This window comes from Pseudomonas sp. B14(2022), assembly GCF_012030485.1.
Lineage (GTDB): Bacteria > Pseudomonadota > Gammaproteobacteria > Pseudomonadales > Pseudomonadaceae > Aquipseudomonas.
This window is the reverse complement of record NZ_JAAUVM010000018.1, coordinates 67,400-84,058: the sequence shown is the minus strand read 5'-3', so window position 1 is coordinate 84,058 and position 16,659 is coordinate 67,400. Positions and strand designations below refer to the sequence as shown.

Below are 16,659 nucleotides of genomic sequence, written 5' to 3'. Positions count from 1 at the left end.
CCGCGCCTAATTACTCGAACCAATGGGCTCGGGCGGCCATGATCAACTTGCCGGCACGATCATCGTCAATGCCGTCGATGTCGAGCAGATCGTCAATAGACTGCTCGGCCAGGTCTTCGCGGGTAATTACGCCGCGCACCGCCAGTTCCATCGCCAAATCCTTGTCCATACCCTCAAGCGAGAGCAGGTCTTCGGCCGGATGGGCGTCTGCCAGCTTTTCCTCAGTAGCGATGGCTTTAGTCAACAAACGATCCTTGGCCCGAGCGCGAAGCTCGTTGACGGTGTCTTCGTCAAAGCCGTCGATGTTGAGCATTTCTTCCAACGGTACGTAGGCAATCTCTTCCAGGCTGGTAAAGCCTTCATCTACCAGCACCTGCGCCAGGTCTTCGTCGACTTCCAACTCGTCGATGAAGTTGCGCAGGATGTCACCGGTTTCAGCTTGCTGCTTAGCCTGGATGTCCGATTCGGTCATCACGTTCAGGGTCCAGCCGGTCAACTGGCTGGCCAGACGCACGTTCTGACCACCACGACCAATGGCCTGAGCCAGATTGTCTGCGCCAACGGCGATGTCCATTGCATGGGCATCTTCGTCAACGATAATTGCCGCCACTTCAGCCGGCGACATGGCATTGATCACGAACTGCGCCGGGTTATCGTCCCATAGGACGATGTCCACGCGCTCACCGCCCAATTCGCCCGACACTGCCTGGACGCGCGAACCGCGCATACCGATGCAAGCGCCTTGCGGGTCGATGCGTTTGTCCTTGGAGCGGACCGCGATCTTGGCACGTGAACCCGGGTCGCGGGACGCAGCCATGACTTCGATCAGGCCTTCGGCAATTTCCGGCACCTCGATACGGAACAGCTCAATCAGCATTTCCGGCGCAGTACGCGACAGGATCAACTGAGGGCCACGGTTCTCGGTGCGGATTTCCTTGAGCAGCGCACGCAAACGCACGCCGACACGGAAGGTTTCGCGAGAGATGATGTCTTCGCGGGCCAGCAACGCTTCGGCGTTATTGCCCAGGTCGACGATCACATTGTCGCGGGTAACTTTTTTCACGGTGCCGGAGATGATTTCACCCAGGCGCTCGCGATAGGCGTCAACGACTTGAGCGCGCTCGGCTTCACGAACCTTCTGCACGATGACCTGCTTGGCGGTCTGTGCAGCGATACGGCCGAACTCGATGGATTCGATCTTTTCTTCGACGACATCACCGACCTGGGCGCCTGGGTGCGTTTCAGCAACCTTGCTCGGCCAGGTTTCGATGGCCGGATCATCAAGATCGGCTTCTTCAACGACCGTCCAGCGACGGAAAGTTTCATAGGCACCAGTGTGGCGGTTGATTTCCACACGCAGATCAACTTCGTCTTCAAAACGCTTTTTGGTAGCAGTGGCCAGGGCCAGCTCCAGCGCTTCAAAAATCACGTTTGCCGGTACACCCTTTTCATTGGATACCGACTCAACAACCAGCAGTACTTCTTTGCTCATCGTACGCCTCGCCTTTCGCAAGCCATTGGATCCGCGGGATCCGCGTCTCAGTCAAAACTGGGAATAATGTTGGCCTTGTCGATCATATCGATCGGCAACAGGAACTCATGGTCTTCTACCTGCACCACTACATCCTGTTCTTCTACACCGCGCAGAAGGCCCTGAAAGTTGCGACGCCCTTCGAACGGGGATCGCAGCTTGATCTTCACTTGTTCACCGGCAAATTTTGCAAACTGATCAATAGTGAACAGTGGGCGTTCCATGCCTGGCGAGGAAACTTCGAGGGTGTATTCAACGGAGATAGGATCTTCAACATCCAGAACACCGCTGATCTGACGGCTGACAATGGCACAATCGTCCACCAGCACACCGCCCTCTTTATCGATATAAACGCGCAACATTGAGTGGCGACCTTGAGCCGAAAACTCAATACCCCAGCATTCATAGCCTAGGGCCACGACCACCGGGGCCAACAAGGCCTGCAACTCTTCTAGCTTGCTCGACACCTGAACCCCCTCGTGCATGTATGTGCATGCTGTGCAAAATAAAAAAATGGGCGAAACGCCCATCCTTGAAACGCCGTCGAACAGCGGCGTTGAAAGTGTCCAGCTAACAAAAAGCCCCTTAAAAGGGGCTCCGCTAAAACTGGTTGCGGGGGCCGGATTTGAACCGACGACCTTCGGGTTATGAGCCCGACGAGCTACCAGACTGCTCCACCCCGCGACAAAGCTGGGGCGGAAGTATACGACCGATCCCTTACAGGGTCAATGTAACCTTCCACCTACAAGAAAGCCCGCAACAGCGGGCTCTCCTGATAATTGGTACCGAGAAGGGGACTCGAACCCCTACACCCTATGGGCACAACCACCTCAAGGTTGCGTGTCTACCAATTCCACCACCTCGGCAATACAGCGCTTACAACACTTCTTACTTCTGCTCTTGAGCTGGAGGTACGTCAGTCGCTGGAGTAGCCGACTTTTGCTCTTGAAGCACCGGGACATCATCAGAAGCCGGTTTTGCTTTTGGCACTTCCAACACCGCTGGGTTTGGCAAACCTACTTGAGTCAGCGCATGAGCTTTCTCTTTAGCAAAGTAACCTAACCCTAAGCTGGTTATGAAGAAACCGGCGGCAAGTATAGCAGTAAACTTACTAAGAAAGGTAGAGGTACCTTGGCTTCCGAACACAGTATTTGAAGCACCTGCACCGAAAGACGCACCAGCATCCGCACCTTTACCCTGTTGCAACAAAACCAGGGCAACTACGCCCAAGGCAGCCAACAGATGAAAAACGACTACGACTGTTTCCAGCATTTTTTCAGTTTCCCGCGGCGCGACAAATCGCACCGAACTCATCTGCATTCAGGGAAGCTCCACCAATGAGCCCCCCATCGATATCCGGCATGCCGAACAGTTCGACCGCATTGGCCGCCTTCACGCTGCCGCCGTATAGAAGCCGCACACCTTGTGCGACGTCAGAATTCTCTGCCGCTAACTGAGCGCGGATGGCTGCGTGCACATCCTGCGCCTGTTGCGGTGTAGCAGTCAGCCCGGTACCAATGGCCCAGACCGGCTCGTAAGCAATTACCGCCTTTGCGAACGCACCAACACCCAGCTCCTCGATGATGCTGCCAAGCTGACGCGAGACAACCTCAAGAGTCTTGCCCGATTCACGCTGCTCAAGGGTCTCCCCAATACACAACACCGGAATCAAGCCACAAGCCTGTGCCGCTGCGAACTTGCGATTGAGCGTCCCATCACGCTCGCCCATCATCTGACGGCGCTCGGAGTGCCCGACAAGCACATAGGAACAACCCGCATCAACCAACTGACTCGGTGCAATCTCACCGGTCAACGCACCTTGCATGGCTTCCACCGCAGAATTCTGCGCGCCGACCTGAATCGACTTACCTTTCAAGCCATCAACCACTTGGGTGATATGCAAGCAAGGCGGGAACACCGCGATATCAGCACCGCTAGGCAAGGCCAAGTGACGAAGGCCATTGATCAGCTCAGCGACACTGGCGCGGGTACCGTGCATCTTCCAGTTACCAGCTACCATAGTGCGACGCATGCTGTACCTCGTCGGTCAAAGTGGGCGCAGATGTTACCCAACCACATCATCACTGGCAAGCCGAATTCAGGCGCAAACTTCAGTTACCAGTTTTGCCAGGTCCTCGGCATGGCCGCGAACCTGTATTTCGTCGTCACCTTCGACCATAACGCGCACCAAAGGCTCTGTGCCAGACTTGCGCAGCAATACCCGTCCACGACCAGCCATTGCCAGGGTCGCGCGTTCGCAAGCCTCTTTGACAGCAGGGTGCTCGATCGGGTTTTCCCCGCCTGCGAAACGCACGTTAAGCAATACTTGCGGGCATTTGCGCAAAGCCTGACGCGCCTGAGCCAGGCTCTCTTCGCGGCGACGTAAAGCCAATAGCACCTGCAACGCCGCAATAATCGCGTCACCGGTGGTAGTGTGTTGGAAGCACACCACGTGCCCGGAGTTCTCACCACCTACCTGCCAGTTACGCTCCAGCAGTTCGGCGATCACATACCGGTCACCGACATTGGCGCGAACAAAAGGAATACCCAGGTCTGCCAACGCCAGCTCAAGCCCAAGGTTGCTCATCAGCGTACCGACGACACCGCCTTGCAGCTTGTTACGTTCATGCAGGTCGCGGGCAATGATGAACAACAGATCATCGCCATCGACCACGGCACCCGTGTGGTCAACCATCAGCACGCGGTCGCCGTCACCGTCGAAGGCAATCCCGAGGTCGGCATGCTCTGCCAGGACAGCTGCTTGCAACTGCTCCATATGGGTGGAGCCGCAGTTTTCGTTGATGTTCAATCCGTTGGGCTGAGCCGAAAGCACTGTCACGTCTGCGCCCAGCTCCTTGAATACGCTTGGCGCGACTTTGTAGGTCGCACCATGGGCGCAGTCGACGACAATCTTCAGGCCGGCAAAATTGGTACTGGTTGGCACACTGCTCTTGCAGAACTCGATATAACGACCGGATGCGTCATTGATGCGCGACACCTTGCCCAGCTTACTGGACTCGACCACGGTCATCGGCGCATCCAACAGCTCTTCGATCATCAGCTCAATCTCATCCGGCAACTTGGTGCCCTGACCGGAGAAAAACTTGATGCCGTTGTCGTCATGTGGATTGTGCGAAGCACTGATCACAATACCGGCCTCAGCGTGAAAGGTACGCGTCAGGTATGCAATCGCGGGCGTCGGCATTGGCCCCAGCAACATCACATCGGCGCCTGCGGCGGATAAGCCGGCCTCAAGCGCTGATTCAAACATGTACCCCGAAATTCGGGTGTCCTTGCCCACCAGGATGCGGCACGCCCCCATGCTGCGGAACGCCATACCCGCCGCCCATCCAAGCTTGAGCATGAAATCAGGAGTAATCGGAAACTCGCCGACCCGACCACGGATACCGTCGGTGCCAAAGTATTTTTTAGTCATAAGTGCTCCATCATTCTTATTCGGCTGATTCCACAGCTGCAATCATGCGCACCACATCCAGGGTCTCAGCAACGTCATGCACACGCAAGATGCGCGCACCCTTGGTCACCGCAAGCGCCGCCAGTGCAAGACCGCCGTACAACCGCTCACCCACCGGGCGATTCAATGCCAGCCCTATCATGCTCTTGCGCGAAACACCGACCAACAGGGGCCGACCAAGGGCATGCAAGGACTCCATGTGTTTGAACAAACTCAAATTGTGTTGCAGGGTCTTGGCGAAACCAAACCCCGGATCAAGGATGATCCTTTCCGGCGCAATACCTACCGCAGCGCATTGGGCAACCCGTTCGGAGAGAAAACCACTCACCTCACCAACCAAGTCATCATAGTGCGGGCTGTCCTGCATATTGCCGGGCTCACCCAGCATATGCATCAAACACACCGGCAAACCGGTAGCTGCAGCTGCATCCAGAGCGCCGTCGCGCCGCAGGGAGCGCACATCATTGATCAAGCCGGCCCCCAATCGCGCAGTCTCACGCATTACGGCCGGGGTAGAGGTATCCACCGAAATGATCACATCCAACTCTCGAGCGATGCGCTCGACAATCGGCGCCACGCGCTCCAACTCCTCCAGAGGGGAAACAACACGAGCACCAGGCCGCGTCGATTCACCGCCCACATCAATCAAGGTCGCACCGGCCGCCACCATGGCTTCTGCGTGACGCAATGCAGCATCAAGCTGGCTGAAGCGGCCACCATCGGAAAAGGAGTCAGGGGTTACATTAAGAATGCCCATAACATGTGTATGGGCCAAATCAAGAACCCGGTTGCCGCAAGGCAACCGGGGGGAGGACGAAGCAAAAGTCATTTCAAACCTTAATGGTCAGCTGCCGGGCCACCGATTGGGGTTTCAGGACGTTCGTTCTGAACCACTGGCGGAGTGCCAGAGGTGCCCGAGCCGCCTTCCCAATCGCGTGGCTCACGAGGCGTTCGACCGGCCATAATATCGTCGATCTGGTCCGCATCGATGGTCTCGTACTTCATCAGCGCATCAGCCATTGCATCCAGCTTGTCGCGATTATCGGTCAGAATCTGCTTGGCCGTACCGTAGCACTGGTCAATGATACTGCGCACTTCAGAGTCGATCAGCTTGGCTGTCTCACCGGAGAAACTGGCGTTTTGACCACCGCCGCCACGCCCCAGGAATACTTCACCTTCTTCCTCGGCGTACATCAAAGGACCGAGTTTTTCCGACAAGCCCCACTTGGTCACCATGTTTCGCGCAATTTGGCTGGCGCGCATGATGTCGTTGGAAGCCCCAGTGGTCACACCGTCGAAGCCCAAGGTCATCTCTTCAGCGATTCGACCACCGTACAGCGAGCAGATCTGGCTGATCAGCGCACGCTTGGAGAGGCTGTAACGATCCTCTTCCGGCAGGAACATGGTGACACCCAACGCACGACCACGAGGAATGATCGACACTTTGTAGACCGGGTCATGCTCAGGCACGACGCGCCCCACGATGGCGTGACCCGCTTCGTGATACGCAGTGTTCTGCTTCTCTTTTTCGGACATGACCATGGATTTGCGCTCAGCGCCCATCATGATCTTGTCTTTCGCCAGCTCGAACTCTTTCATTTCAACGATGCGCTTGCCGGTACGGGCTGCAAACAGCGAAGCCTCGTTCACCAGGTTGGCCAAATCAGCACCCGAGAACCCCGGGGTACCACGGGCAATCACAGCCGGTGCAACGTCGTCGCCCATCGGCACTTTGCGCATGTGCACTTTCAGGATTTGTTCGCGCCCACGGATGTCCGGCAAGCCAACCACGACCTGACGGTCAAAACGGCCTGGACGCAACAACGCAGGATCGAGCACGTCCGGACGGTTGGTCGCCGCGATGACGATGATGCCGTCATTCATTTCGAAACCATCCATCTCGACCAGCAACTGGTTAAGGGTCTGCTCACGCTCATCATGACCACCGCCCATGCCAGCACCACGATGGCGACCAACGGCGTCGATTTCATCGATGAAGATGATGCATGGCGCATGCTTCTTGGCCTGTTCGAACATATCGCGAACTCGGCTCGCACCGACACCGACGAACATTTCGACGAAGTCAGAACCGGAAATGGTGAAGAACGGTACCTTGGCTTCGCCGGCAATCGCCTTGGCCAGCAAGGTTTTACCGGTACCTGGAGGGCCGACCATCAGCACGCCGCGAGGAATACGGCCACCCAGGCGCTGGAATTTGCCTGGATCGCGCAAGAACTCAACCAACTCGCCGACTTCTTCCTTGGCTTCATCGCAACCCGCTACGTCAGCCAGGGTGGTCTTCACCTGGTCTTCAGAGAGCAGGCGCGCCTTGCTCTTGCCGAAGCTCATCGGTCCGCCCTTGCCTCCCGCACCGCCCTGCATCTGGCGCATGAAGAACATGAACACGGCAATGATCACTAGGATCGGGAAGCTTGCCACCAGGAGTTGAGTCCAGATGCTCTGCTGCTCAGGCTGCTTGCCTTCGACAACCACGTGGTTATCCACCAGGTCACCGATCAGGCCGTTGTCCTGGATTGCCGGACGAATGGTCTTGAAGCTGTCGCCATCGTTGCGTTTGCCGGTGATCACGTAGCCATCAACCGCTACGCGCTCGACCTTGCCATCCTTAACTTGCTGGATGAAGTCGGAATAGTTGAGGGTCTGCGGCTCGTTAGGGCTGGAGAAGTTGTTCATCACCGTCACGAGGACAGCCGCGATGATCAACCACAGGATCAGATTCTTTGCCATATCGTTCAATTAACTACCCTCTGAAGCAAGCTCCGCTACTGGCGCGCGCTTCGCATGATATTCACCGGCCTAACTTACTACATTACCTACAACTCTGGCAGGCGCCGTCTGTAACCCTTTGTGAAACTTTGACTACACAATATTCGTAAAGCTTCGTGACGAAAGCGATATAAAAAAACCTATCGCCCTCCTCGAATTCCTCAAAAACGCTCTTCACTCTCCGCGCCTTCGACACCGCGGAAGCCGCGGCACAGCAGATATTGCTCTCTGGACCTGTCCCGGGAAGAGTCAGGTTTACGCGTCTGCACCTTGTCGAACAACTTGCGGATGTTCTTGTGGTACTCGTCGAAACCCTCTCCCTGGAACACCTTCACCAGGAAATCGCCACCGGGACGCAACACCCGACCCGCCAAATCCAGCGCCAACTCGCAAAGGAACATGGCCCGGGGCATATCAACGGCCGGTAATCCACTCATATTGGGGGCCATGTCGGAAATCACAAGGTCTACCTGCGAATTTCCCACAGCCTCAAGGATCTGGGCGAGCACCGTGTCCTGGGTAAAATCGCCATGAACAAAGGTCACGTCCGGGATGCTGTCCATCTCCAGGATGTCGGAAGCGATCAGGCGACCTTGGCCACCAATCAGACGACTGGTCACCTGGGACCAACCACCAGGGGCCGCGCCAAGATCGATAACGCTCATGCCTGGGCGAATCAGCTTGTCCTTGTCCTGGATCTCCAACAGCTTGTAGCTGGCCCGGGAACGATAGCCATCCTTTTGCGCCTTTTTGACGTAAGGATCGTTGAAATGCTCTTGCAGCCACTTAAGGCTAGTTTTGGAACGGGCCACGGGCCACCTCGAAAATAAAACGGGTCGTGATTAACTGGGCGGTCCCGGACTCGCTCGGGTAAACTGGCCGCCGCTTTTTACAAGATCAGACGCAGGGGTCAGATTATGCCGCTCACTCAAGAGCAGAAGAAACAGTACAAATCCATTGGCCACCATCTGAAACCAGTTCTGATTGTGGCAGACAACGGTTTGACTGAAGGTGTGTTAGCCGAACTTGAACGCGCACTGGGCGATCACGAACTGATCAAGATCAAGGTCAACATCCTTGACCGCGAAGCGCGCCTGGCCGCCATTGCAGAACTGTGCAAGGTTGGCAAAGCAGACCTGGTTCAGGTCATCGGCAAGATGGCGCTGCTGTATCGCAAGAACTTCAGCGTCAACAAGCAACTGTCGAACGTACACCGCTTCAAGTAACACAAAGGGTCACGGGCGTGCTTCGCGCGCCCCGCCACTCCATCCTGGAGCAGGCTGTATAACCAGCACCAGGCCGGAGAACCCTAGCACAAGATAGCTGAATAGCTGCCAGCGCAACGCTTCCGGCAGCCAGACATGCACAATGCAATACATTGCACATGCATACAGCGCCATCAACAGCAGTTGGCCGCGAATATCCCGCCACAAACTCTCCAAGCCTTCAGCCTTGACCAGCACCAACGCCTGAAGCGCTACGCACGCCGCCGCGAATCCCACCAGCAGCGCACTCAATAATCCATCGATCTCATCGATCAGCAGCGGGGCCAGGCCAATCAGGCCCAGCGCCGGCAATACACCAATATGCAATAGCCACACACCACCCACCCAAAGCATCTGGGCAAGCTGCCAAAGCATGGCGCCCGCACGAAGCGGGCGCCGCCTTTCAGACGTGACGAACTTCAACAATCTCGTACTCGATCACACCGCCGGGCGTTTTGACAGACACCACATCACCCTCCTCCTTGGCGATCAAGGCACGGGCCAGTGGTGAGCCGACGGAGATTTTGCCGAGTTTGAAGTCAGCCTCGTCCTCTCCCACGATGTGGTAGACCACGCTCTCGTCAGTCTCAACGTTGGCGATCTCCACGGTGGTACCGAAAATCACCTTGCCAGTGTGCGGAATAGTCGTGACGTCGATGATCACCGCATTCTGCATACGGCCTTCGATATCACGGATCCGCGCCTCGACCATACCCTGCTGCTCACGAGCAGCGTGGTATTCGGCGTTTTCCTTCAAGTCACCCAGCTCGCGGGCCGTACCGATGTCCTGGCTCAGCTTTGGACGTACGACCTTGGTCAGATGGGCGTGCTCCTCTTCCAGGGCCTTGGCGCCTTGGACAGTCATTGGGTATTTGATCATGCCTTCAATCCTGCGTGTAGATCCTGCAAGCGGCGCACGGTCTTTTCCGGACCGAACTTGAGCGCTTCGCAGATAGCTTCGCCAGCAGCAATAGTGGTGGTGCAGTAGATCTTGTGCTGCAAGGCATTACGGCGAATGGAGTAGGAATCCGCGATCGACTGGCGACCTTCGGTGGTGTTGATAATCAGCGTGACTTCGTCATTCTTGATCATGTCGACCACATGCGGACGGCCTTCCGTCACCTTGTTCACGCGGCGCACTTTCAGGCCAGCCGCTTCGATCAGCTTGGCCGTCCCGGCAGTTGCCACGATTTCAAAGCCCAAGTTGATCAGATCACGGGCCACGCCTGCAACCAGCGGCTTATCATCATCACGCACGCTGATAAACGCAGTACCGCCGGTCGGCAGCACTTCGCTGGCGCCCATCTGAGCCTTGGCGAATGCTTCACCGAAGGTATCGCCCACGCCCATCACTTCACCGGTGGACTTCATCTCTGGGCCCAGGATCGGGTCCACACCAGGGAATTTGGCAAATGGGAACACTGCCTCTTTCACACTGTAGAAGTTCGGAATAATTTCCTTGGTGAAGCCAATTTCCTTCAGGGTCTTACCCGCCATCACACGCGCAGCGATCATGGCCAGGGACACGCCAATGCACTTGGAAACGAACGGCACGGTACGCGAAGCACGCGGATTGACTTCAATGACGTAGATGTCTTCGCCTTGCAGCGCCAACTGCACGTTCATCAGGCCGACAACACCCAACTCCAAGGCCATTTTCTTGACCTGTTCGCGCATCTCGTCCTGGATATGTGCAGGCAACGAGTAAGGCGGCAGCGAGCATGCGGAGTCACCGGAGTGAACGCCCGCCTGTTCGATGTGCTGCATGATCGCGCCGATGACCACGTCGGTACCGTCGCAAACCGCATCCACGTCCATTTCGATGGCGCAGTTGAGGAAGTGGTCCAGCAGCACCGGGCTGTCGTTGGACACTTTTACTGCATCACGCAGGTAACGCTTGAGCTCTTCTTCTTCGTAGACGATTTCCATCGCACGGCCGCCCAGCACGTAGGACGGACGCACCACCAGCGGGTAGCCGATCTTGCTGGCGGCGCGGATGGCTTCGTCTTCGCTGCGCACGGTAGCGTTTGGCGGCTGACGCAGGTTCAGGCGTTCAACCATTTGCTGGAAACGCTCACGGTCTTCGGCACGGTCGATGGCGTCAGGGCTGGTGCCGATAATTGGTACGCCAGCGGCTTCCAGGGCACGCGCCAGTTTCAGCGGGGTTTGGCCGCCATACTGGACGATCACGCCTTTTGGCTTCTCGACGCGGCAGATTTCCAGCACGTCTTCCAGCGTTACCGGCTCGAAGTACAGACGGTCGGAAGTGTCGTAGTCAGTGGAAACAGTTTCCGGGTTGCAGTTGACCATGATGGTCTCGTACCCGTCTTCGCGAAGCGCAAGGGCGGCGTGTACGCAGCAATAGTCGAATTCGATGCCCTGGCCGATACGGTTCGGACCACCGCCCAGGATGATAATCTTGTCGCGGCCCGACGGCGCAGCTTCGCACTCTTCCTCGTAGGTGGAGTACAGGTACGCAGTGTCGGTGGCGAACTCGGCAGCACAGGTGTCAACGCGCTTGTAGACCGGGAAAATATCCAGCTTGTGGCGATGCGTGCGCAGGTTCTTCTCGGTCACACCCAGCAGCTTGGCCAGACGCTGGTCGGAGAAGCCTTTACGCTTGAGGCGGAACATCAGGTCGCGGTCGATAGACGACAGACCGAGGGTCTTGACCTTCTCTTCTTCCTTGATCAGATCTTCGATCTGCACCAGGAACCACGGATCGATCATGTTCATGCCGAAGATGTCTTCGACGGTCATGCCGGCACGGAAAGCATCGGCCACGTACCAGATGCGCTCGGCGCCCGGCACGGTCAGCTCTCGCTTGAGGATGCTCATGCTTTCCGGATTGCCCAGGTCAAGCTTCTCGTCCAGGCCGCAAACCCCCACTTCCAGGCCACGCAGGGCTTTCTGCAGGGACTCCTGGAAAGTCCGGCCAATGGCCATGACCTCACCCACGGACTTCATCTGAGTGGTCAGACGCGCGTCGGCTTTCGGGAATTTCTCGAAAGCAAAACGCGGCAGCTTGGTGACAACGTAGTCGATAGACGGCTCGAAAGACGCAGGCGTCGCGCCGCCCGTGATTTCGTTTTGCAGTTCGTCCAAGGTGTAGCCGATAGCCAGCTTGGCAGCGATACGCGCAATCGGGAAGCCGGTAGCTTTCGATGCCAGCGCCGAAGAACGCGATACACGCGGGTTCATCTCGATCACGACCATGCGGCCTGTGTCCGGGCAGATGCCGAACTGAACGTTGGAACCACCGGTTTCAACGCCGATCTCACGCAATACCGCCAACGAGGCGTTACGCATGATCTGGTATTCCTTGTCCGTCAGGGTCTGCGCCGGAGCAACGGTGATCGAGTCGCCGGTGTGCACGCCCATCGGGTCGAAGTTTTCGATGGAGCAGACGATGATGCAGTTGTCCTTTTTGTCGCGGACAACCTCCATCTCATACTCTTTCCAGCCGATCAGGGATTCGTCGATCAGCAGCTCTTTGGTCGGCGACAGATCCAGGCCACGCGCGCAGATTTCTTCGAACTCTTCACGGTTGTAAGCAATGCCACCACCGGTGCCGCCCATGGTGAAGGACGGACGGATAATGCACGGGAAGCCCAGCTTTTCGAGAACTGCGTTGGCCTCCTCCATACTGTGGGCGATACCCGAGCGCGGGCAGTCAAGGCCGATGGACTTCATCGCCTTGTCGAAGCGCGAACGGTCTTCAGCCTTGTCGATGGTGTCAGCGTTGGCGCCGATCATCTCTACACCGAACTTTTCCAGGACGCCTTCGCGCTCCAGGTCCAAGGCGCAGTTCAGCGCAGTCTGGCCGCCCATGGTCGGCAGCAGTGCGTCTGGACGCTCTTTCTCGATGATCTTGGCAACAGTCTGCCACTTGATCGGCTCGATGTAGGTGGCGTCGGCCATGTCCGGATCGGTCATGATGGTAGCCGGGTTGGAGTTCACCAGGATGACGCGGTAACCCTCTTCGCGCAGGGCTTTACAGGCCTGGGCGCCGGAGTAGTCGAATTCGCAGGCCTGGCCGATCACGATCGGGCCAGCGCCGAGAATCAGGATGCTTTTTATGTCTGTACGTTTTGGCATGGGTTTGTCACTCAAATCCGCAGGTCAGTCGGCAAGCCGTCTTGAACAATCTTCGAAGAGCCTGCGGGGGCCGCCAAGGTAGGGGCCGCCCGCAGGCAGCTCAGTCAGCGTCGCTTGGCCATCTCATTGATGAAACGGTCGAACAGCGGCGCTACGTCGTTCGGGCCCGGGCTTGCTTCAGGATGGCCCTGGAAGCTGAACGCGCTCTTGTCAGTGCGCTCGATGCCCTGCAGGGAACCGTCGAACAACGACTTGTGAATCGCGCGGACATTGCTCGGCAAGGTCGCTTCATCCACCGCAAAACCGTGGTTCTGGCTGGTGATCATCACAACGCCAGTGTCCAGGTCTTGCACAGGGTGGTTGGCGCCGTGATGGCCATGACCCATTTTCAGGGTCTTGGCGCCGGAGGCCAGCGCCAGCAACTGGTGACCAAGGCAAATACCGAACACCGGAATCTCGGTCTCCAGCACTTCCTTGATGGCCTGGATGGCGTAGTCGCAAGGCTCCGGGTCACCCGGGCCGTTGGAAAGGAATACACCGTCCGGTTGCAGGGCAAGCACGTCGCTGGCTGGGGTTTGCGCCGGCACCACGGTCACGCGGCACCCACGCTCGACCAGCATACGCAGGATGTTGTACTTGACGCCGTAGTCGTATGCGACCACGTGATACGGCAGGTCAGCCACTTCGATAGTTTCGTGGCTGTCGGTCTTCAAGTCCCAGACGGTGGAGCGCCACTCGTACTGTTCCTTGGTGCTGACGACTTTCGCCAGGTCCATGCCTTTCAGGCCAGGGAAGCCTTGCGCTGCTGCAATCGCTGCTGCTTCGGAAATATTGTCACCGACCATGATGCAGCCGTTCTGCGAGCCCTTTTCACGCAGGATGCGAGTCAGGCGGCGCGTATCGATACCGGCGATCGCCACAACGTTGTTGGCTTTCAGGTAATCGGACAGCGACATCGTGTTACGCCAGTTGCTCGCAACCAGTGGTAGATCACGAATGACCAGACCCGCCGACCAGACACGATCAGACTCAACGTCTTCCGGCGTAGTACCGGTGTTGCCGATATGCGGATAGGTCAGGGTAACGATCTGTTGGGCGTAGGAAGGATCGGTAAGGATTTCCTGATAGCCTGTCATGGCGGTGTTAAACACCACCTCTCCAACGGTTTGACCGTCGGCTCCAATGGCTTCGCCGCGAAAAATGCTGCCATCAGCAAGGGCGAGTATGGCTGGCTTAGTCAAGAAGACCTCCCGTAAATAAAGCCTGAAAGGGCGATCGCAGGTTGTAAAAAAGCGGAGTGACGTATGGACACGTCACCCCGCTTCTTCACTGAATTATTCTGCGCGCTTTTAGTGGACACACTAAAGCTGTAGCTTACAGAAAAAGGCTTTTTTGGTCCACCGCTAATGAGCCTTAAAGGCAGGAGAATGCGACAGGACGTCGCTTAGCGGGTAAAAACGGGGCCTTAGGATAATCCTGGGGCCCCGTTTTAGCTACTGATTAGTGCAGATCCAACACATCGCGCATGTCGTACAGACCGGGCTCGCGACCTTCCAACCAGAGCGCAGCGCGCACCGCGCCCTTGGCGAATGTCATCCGACTGGAAGCCTTGTGAGTGATTTCCAGGCGCTCACCCTCGGTAGCAAACAATACCGTGTGGTCGCCCACAACATCACCGCCGCGGACGGTCGCAAAACCAATGGTTTCACGCGCACGCGCTCCGGTATGCCCTTCGCGACCGTAAACCGCCACCTTGGACAGGTCCCGCCCCAGCGCATCGGCAATAGCCTCCCCCATGCGCAGCGCAGTACCCGACGGCGCATCGATTTTGTGACGGTGATGCGTCTCGATAATCTCGATATCCGCCTCATCCCCCAACACCCGCGCCGCCATGTCCAGCAACTTGAGCGACAGGTTCACGCCGACACTGAAGTTGGCGGCGAAGACGACGGGGATATCCTTACCCGCCTCATCCAACAACTGCTTCTGCTGGGCAGTCAAACCCGTGGTACCGATCACCATCGCCTTACCCGCCTTGCGGCAGAACGCGAGGTTTTTCAGCATCACCTCCGGCAGGGTGAAGTCGATCAGCACATCGAATTCGTCAGCCACCTGCTCCAGGTTACCTGACAATGAGACACCGATACGCCCCAGCGAAGCCAACTCACCCGCATCCGCACCGATCAACGTGCTACCGGGACGAACAATCGCCGCGGTCAGCCCAGAGGCCGGGGAGCGCTGCTGCACCGCCTCGACCAACGTCTTGCCCATGCGCCCGGCAGCGCCCATTACGGCTATACGTCGCATACTCACTTCCTTACAGGTCGCCGAAGAAGCGCTTCACGCCTTCGAAAAAGCCAGTGGTTTTCGGCGAATGCGTGTCATCGCCCTCCAGCGAACTGCGGAATTCCTCAAGCAACTCACGCTGACGGCGCCCCAGATTGACTGGAGTCTCCACGGCCACACGACACATCAAGTCGCCAGCACCGCCACCGCGCACCGGAGCTACGCCTTTGCCACGGATACGGAACTGCTTACCGGTCTGCGTACCTTCAGGAATCTTGAGCTTGACCCGACCGTCCAGGGTCGGAATCTCCAATTCGCCACCCAGGGCTGCATCGACAAAACTGATCGGCACTTCACAGAACAGGTGCTTGCCGTCGCGCTGGAAGATCGAGTGTTCGCGCACATTGATCACCACGTAAAGGTCGCCCGTCGGACCACCCTGAGCACCGGCCTCACCCTCCCCCGACAGACGAATACGGTCTCCGGTATCCACGCCCGCCGGCACCTTCACCGCCAGGGTCTTGTACTCTTCGACGCGGCCTTCGCCGTGGCAAGAGTCGCACGGATCGGAAATGATCTTGCCCTGCCCATGGCAACGCGGGCAGGTCTGCTGCACAGAGAAGAAACCCTGCTGCATACGGACCTGGCCGATACCGCCGCATGTCGGGCAGGTAATCGGCGAGGAACCTTTCTTGGCACCCGAACCATCACACGGCTTACAGTTAACCAGCGTCGGCACGCGAATATTGACGCTGGTGCCGCGTACAGCTTCTTCCAGGTTCAGCTCCAGGGTGTAACGCAAGTCGCTGCCACGCTGGGCACCACCGCGCTGACCACCCCGGCCACCACCAAAAAAGTCACTGAATACATCACCGAAAATATCGGAGAAGTTCTGACCGCCAAAACCGGCACCGCCGCCACCCATGCTAGGGTCGACACCGGCGTGGCCATACTGATCGTAGGCCGCACGCTTGTTGGGATCAGACAGGCATTCGTAGGCCTCATTGGCCTCTTTGAACATGTCCTCGGATTCTTTGCTATCCGGATTACGGTCCGGGTGGTGCTTCATTGCCAGGCGACGGTAAGCCTTTTTCAGATCCGCCTCGCTGGAGCCGCGCTCCACACCCAACACTTCGTAATAGTCACGCTTTGCCATAAGTCTTTGCACTCTTAAGGACGTTCAGCCAGACCCTCCTGAGCCTGGCTAAACTCGTTGA

At 57.4% G+C, this 16,659-nt stretch carries 15 protein-coding genes and 2 tRNA genes; 1 reads left to right on the top strand and 16 read right to left on the bottom strand.

Annotation, left to right across the window (positions count from 1 at the left end):
• Positions 1–10: 10 nt before the first annotated feature.
• The 10 genes from nusA to rlmE form a co-directional block, all read right to left on the bottom strand.
• Entirely contained in the window at positions 11–1,492 is a 1,482-nt protein-coding gene (gene nusA, locus HCF10_RS22925) for a transcription termination factor NusA (RefSeq protein ID WP_003212187.1), read from the bottom strand.
• Between the two features lie 47 nt (positions 1,493–1,539).
• The gene (rimP, locus tag HCF10_RS22920) at positions 1,540–1,998 is read right to left on the bottom strand and encodes a ribosome maturation factor RimP (RefSeq protein ID WP_003235029.1); all 459 of its coding nucleotides are present in this window, start codon (positions 1,996–1,998) and stop codon (positions 1,540–1,542) included.
• A 140-nt stretch (positions 1,999–2,138) separates the two neighbouring features.
• Positions 2,139–2,215: transfer RNA gene (locus HCF10_RS22915), tRNA-Met, on the bottom strand.
• 96 nt (positions 2,216–2,311) lie between these two features.
• A tRNA-Leu gene (locus HCF10_RS22910) sits at positions 2,312–2,397 on the bottom strand.
• A gap of 22 nt (positions 2,398–2,419) precedes the next feature.
• On the bottom strand, positions 2,420–2,803 hold the full coding sequence (secG, locus tag HCF10_RS22905; protein ID WP_145336813.1) for a preprotein translocase subunit SecG: 384 nt from the start codon (positions 2,801–2,803) through the stop codon (positions 2,420–2,422).
• A gap of 4 nt (positions 2,804–2,807) precedes the next feature.
• On the bottom strand, positions 2,808–3,563 hold the full coding sequence (tpiA, locus tag HCF10_RS22900) for a triose-phosphate isomerase (protein WP_145336557.1): 756 nt from the start codon (positions 3,561–3,563) through the stop codon (positions 2,808–2,810).
• Positions 3,564–3,629: 66 nt separating this feature from the next.
• Positions 3,630–4,967 carry a phosphoglucosamine mutase gene (gene glmM / locus HCF10_RS22895; protein ID WP_053137798.1) on the bottom strand — a complete coding sequence of 446 codons (1,338 nt, stop codon included), beginning with the start codon at positions 4,965–4,967 and terminating at the stop codon, positions 3,630–3,632.
• Positions 4,968–4,983: 16 nt separating this feature from the next.
• Positions 4,984–5,835 (bottom strand): dihydropteroate synthase, encoded by an 852-nt coding sequence (folP, locus tag HCF10_RS22890; RefSeq protein ID WP_131699403.1) that lies wholly within the window; start codon positions 5,833–5,835, stop codon positions 4,984–4,986.
• 8 nt (positions 5,836–5,843) lie between these two features.
• Positions 5,844–7,754, bottom strand: coding sequence for an ATP-dependent zinc metalloprotease FtsH (gene ftsH, locus HCF10_RS22885; RefSeq protein WP_010562674.1), 1,911 nt, complete (start codon positions 7,752–7,754; stop codon positions 5,844–5,846).
• Between the two features lie 200 nt (positions 7,755–7,954).
• Positions 7,955–8,605, bottom strand: a complete 651-nt coding sequence (gene rlmE / locus HCF10_RS22880) for a 23S rRNA (uridine(2552)-2'-O)-methyltransferase RlmE (RefSeq protein WP_105523285.1) — start codon at positions 8,603–8,605, stop codon at positions 7,955–7,957.
• Between the two features lie 105 nt (positions 8,606–8,710).
• Between rlmE and HCF10_RS22875 the strand changes: the two genes are divergently transcribed.
• Positions 8,711–9,019 (top strand): YhbY family RNA-binding protein, encoded by a 309-nt coding sequence (locus HCF10_RS22875; RefSeq protein ID WP_017139256.1) that lies wholly within the window; start codon positions 8,711–8,713, stop codon positions 9,017–9,019.
• Between the two features lie 9 nt (positions 9,020–9,028).
• On the opposite strand, the gene HCF10_RS22870 is transcribed toward HCF10_RS22875, so the two are convergent.
• The 6 genes from HCF10_RS22870 to dnaJ all read right to left on the bottom strand — a co-directional run bounded on the left by HCF10_RS22870 (position 9,029) and on the right by dnaJ (position 16,598).
• The gene (locus HCF10_RS22870) at positions 9,029–9,433 is read right to left on the bottom strand and encodes an MFS transporter (protein WP_131699401.1); all 405 of its coding nucleotides are present in this window, start codon (positions 9,431–9,433) and stop codon (positions 9,029–9,031) included.
• Positions 9,434–9,461: 28 nt separating this feature from the next.
• A complete protein-coding gene (gene greA, locus HCF10_RS22865; protein WP_090399746.1) occupies positions 9,462–9,938 on the bottom strand; it encodes a transcription elongation factor GreA in 477 nt (158 codons plus the stop codon).
• Positions 9,935–13,156, bottom strand: coding sequence for a carbamoyl-phosphate synthase large subunit (carB, locus tag HCF10_RS22860; RefSeq protein WP_131699400.1), 3,222 nt, complete (start codon positions 13,154–13,156; stop codon positions 9,935–9,937). The genes greA and carB overlap by 4 nt, the downstream gene beginning before the upstream one ends.
• A gap of 104 nt (positions 13,157–13,260) precedes the next feature.
• The gene (gene carA / locus HCF10_RS22855) at positions 13,261–14,397 is read right to left on the bottom strand and encodes a glutamine-hydrolyzing carbamoyl-phosphate synthase small subunit (RefSeq protein ID WP_131699399.1); all 1,137 of its coding nucleotides are present in this window, start codon (positions 14,395–14,397) and stop codon (positions 13,261–13,263) included.
• Between the two features lie 259 nt (positions 14,398–14,656).
• The gene (dapB, locus tag HCF10_RS22850) at positions 14,657–15,463 is read right to left on the bottom strand and encodes a 4-hydroxy-tetrahydrodipicolinate reductase (RefSeq protein ID WP_167656469.1); all 807 of its coding nucleotides are present in this window, start codon (positions 15,461–15,463) and stop codon (positions 14,657–14,659) included.
• Between the two features lie 10 nt (positions 15,464–15,473).
• Positions 15,474–16,598: a molecular chaperone DnaJ gene (gene dnaJ, locus HCF10_RS22845; protein ID WP_145336563.1), complete on the bottom strand. Its 1,125-nt coding sequence runs from the start codon at positions 16,596–16,598 to the stop codon at positions 15,474–15,476.
• Positions 16,599–16,659 lie beyond the last annotated feature (61 nt).

Excerpts from the sequence above, each read along its gene's own strand:
- nusA (WP_003212187.1), bottom strand. The coding sequence starts at position 1,492 with ATGAGCAAAGAAGTACTGCTGGTTGTTGAGTCGGTATCCAATGAAAAG.
- secG (WP_145336813.1), bottom strand. The coding sequence starts at position 2,803 with ATGCTGGAAACAGTCGTAGTCGTTTTTCATCTGTTGGCTGCCTTGGGC.
- tpiA (WP_145336557.1), bottom strand. The coding sequence starts at position 3,563 with ATGCGTCGCACTATGGTAGCTGGTAACTGGAAGATGCACGGTACCCGC.
- glmM (WP_053137798.1), bottom strand. The coding sequence starts at position 4,967 with ATGACTAAAAAATACTTTGGCACCGACGGTATCCGTGGTCGGGTCGGC.
- folP (WP_131699403.1), bottom strand. The coding sequence starts at position 5,835 with ATGACTTTTGCTTCGTCCTCCCCCCGGTTGCCTTGCGGCAACCGGGTT.
- ftsH (WP_010562674.1), bottom strand. The coding sequence starts at position 7,754 with ATGGCAAAGAATCTGATCCTGTGGTTGATCATCGCGGCTGTCCTCGTG.
- HCF10_RS22875 (WP_017139256.1), top strand. The coding sequence starts at position 8,711 with ATGCCGCTCACTCAAGAGCAGAAGAAACAGTACAAATCCATTGGCCAC.
- HCF10_RS22870 (WP_131699401.1), bottom strand. The coding sequence starts at position 9,433 with ATGCTTTGGCAGCTTGCCCAGATGCTTTGGGTGGGTGGTGTGTGGCTA.
- greA (WP_090399746.1), bottom strand. The coding sequence starts at position 9,938 with ATGATCAAATACCCAATGACTGTCCAAGGCGCCAAGGCCCTGGAAGAG.
- carB (WP_131699400.1), bottom strand. The coding sequence starts at position 13,156 with ATGCCAAAACGTACAGACATAAAAAGCATCCTGATTCTCGGCGCTGGC.
- dapB (WP_167656469.1), bottom strand. The coding sequence starts at position 15,463 with ATGCGACGTATAGCCGTAATGGGCGCTGCCGGGCGCATGGGCAAGACG.
- dnaJ (WP_145336563.1), bottom strand. The coding sequence starts at position 16,598 with ATGGCAAAGCGTGACTATTACGAAGTGTTGGGTGTGGAGCGCGGCTCC.